The following is a 1,446-nucleotide window of genomic DNA, read 5'->3' as shown; positions in this document are numbered from 1 at the left end:
GGACACCGCCGTTCGCTGGCAAGCCAGCTCCTACAAGGGAAATCGCGCCTGCACCCACGGTAGGAGCCGGCTTGCCGGCGAAGGGGGCGTCATGGTTTTGCACATCTCTGGGCATCGCCGTTCGCTGGCAAGCCAGCTCCTACAAGGGAAATCGCGCCTGCACCCACCGTAGGAGCCGGCTTGCCGGCGAAGGGGGCGTCATGGTTTTGCACATCTCTGGACTCCGCCATTCGCTGGCAAGCCAGCTCCTACAAGAGTAGCGATGGGTTACTCACAATCCCTGTGTGCGTACCTGTGGATAAGGTGTTCGCGCCTTGCTCAAGCCCATGTGGAACATGCCCTGTAGCCATCTGTACGAAATTTGAACAGCCTAAGCTGGCGATTTTTATGGCTTTTTTTTCAGGGTAGAGAAATATCCGAAAAGACTTTTGCACAGCACTTGCCCCCAAAGTCTGTTGGCGCTTCTGTGGATAAGATGTTCGCTTTCCGCTGCAGGCCCCGCTGAGCATGGCTTTGAATGGGTTGATCAAAAAACACCCAAACATGCTGTTCAGGCTCGATTATTCGGGTAAAGCCCCGATATTTCGCGGTTTCCAGGGGTTTTCCACAGTTGCTGACGCTGCTGGCTTCAGTTGCCCCCAAAGTCTGTTGGCCGTTCTGTGGATAAGGTGTTCGCCTTCCGCTACAGGCCTTTGAATACGGTGGTTCCAGAGGTTTGTTCAATAATTGATCAATTGCCGGTAAAACTGCTGTTTTCCCCTAAGTCACGGATTTTCCTGGTAATGCCCACCGAAATATCCCCAGCGCCTGCTCACTTGCCCACAGTTGCTGTGGGCCAAGGTGTGGATAACATGTTCGCGGAAGGCTGTACCCCTTGTAATCCATAGCGTGTACGGCAATAGATCAAATTTCATACAGTTCTAATGGCTTTCTTGACAGTGACAAGTGGCCTGTCTTCACTGATGGCACAAGGACTTGGCAGCTACTTATCCACATACGGTTCAGGGAGCGCAGGCAATGGATTGTCGTTTATCGCAGGTTTCCCCGATCCGAACTTCCCTAGCTCGACGTACCCGTCGCCGCGCCGCCAACCAACGCGCTCGTCTATAGCCCTGCCCGCGAGCCATTGGCTCCGACTCCATCACTGATCCCACTGTTTGTGTTTCTGGCGCCAAGGCCTGCTTGTCCGGCTGCCTGCTGCGCGCTCGGTTTTACCCATTAGAGGCGACCACAGAGTTGCCCCATCTGCCTGAGAGGAACCCCGCCATGACTCGGATCGCGACCCCCATCAGCGAGATCCAGGAACACTACGACGTTATTGTCATCGGCTCCGGCTACGGGGGCGGCATCGCCGCTTCCCGATTGTCCCGGGCCGGTCGGCGGGTCTGTCTGCTGGAGCGAGGGCGGGAGATCCAGCCGGGCGAGTACCCCAACACCCTGGCCACC

The 1,446-nt window shown here is 56.4% G+C and carries 1 pseudogene; it reads left to right on the top strand.

Annotation, left to right across the window (positions count from 1 at the left end):
• Positions 1 to 1,266: 1,266 nt before the first annotated feature.
• A pseudogene (locus BLX41_RS35965) lies at positions 1,267 to 1,446 on the top strand (FAD-binding protein); the annotation flags it as partial.

This window comes from Pseudomonas protegens, from assembly GCF_003732485.1.
Lineage (GTDB): Bacteria > Pseudomonadota > Gammaproteobacteria > Pseudomonadales > Pseudomonadaceae > Aquipseudomonas > Aquipseudomonas protegens_B.
This window is presented reverse-complemented; position numbering and strand designations above follow the sequence as displayed.